The following is a 660-nucleotide window of genomic DNA, read 5'->3' on the forward strand; positions in this document are numbered from 1 at the left end:
CTGCTGCATGTCAACGGCATCCTGCGTGAGCCTTGCGAAAGCAACGGCTGCGGCGGCGATGGGCCGTCGTTCAAGGGTGCGCATGTGCGCGGCCTGCGCGCGCTGAACACGCTGCTGGCCAAGCACCCGTATACCGCGTACTTGAAGCGTCAGGCCGACAGTGCCTACGCGAACGACCGCAACCCGCAAGACGCCTACGGCCTGCACTTCGCCGGGCCGCTGGATTCCATCGACGCTGCCCGCCAGCACAGCGCGCTGGACCTGATGAACGCGGCGCCTTGAACTGATCACCCACAACGAGCAAGGGCCGGTGCCACCACCCGTGGCGCACGGCCCTGCACCGCGCTACAGCGGCCTGAGGAACACCACAACTTCAGAGGAGTTTCCAAAATGAGAAGGTTCAAGACGACCGAGCGCCGAATGGCGCTCCAGGTCGTGCTCGCCGCAGGCTTGGCACTCGCCGCCTGCGGGGGCAACGACGCTTCCGACGACACCAGCGCCGAGGCCGACCGCGCCGAGCGCGCCGAAGGCCTGGCGCCAGGAACAGAAGGCGCGAATGCAGACCTGCTGGCCATGGTCAACCCCTTCATCGGCACCAAGATCGGCAACCCCGACGGCGACCAGGACACCGGTGGCGCGGTGGGCAACACCTTCCCCGGG

General features: G+C 67.4%; 2 protein-coding genes. Both read left to right on the plus strand.

Annotated elements, in window-relative coordinates; all coding sequences use genetic code 11:
* A partial coding sequence (locus AC1DYI_RS37750) for a hypothetical protein (RefSeq protein ID WP_477209167.1) occupies nt 1-282 on the plus strand: 282 nt, incomplete at its 5' end.
* Between the two features lie 108 nt (nt 283-390).
* Nucleotides 391-660, plus strand: a 270-nt coding sequence (locus AC1DYI_RS37755; RefSeq protein WP_477209168.1) for a hypothetical protein, incomplete at its 3' end; no start/stop codon positions are given.

The organism is Ideonella sp. P3_A4, from assembly GCF_056403075.1.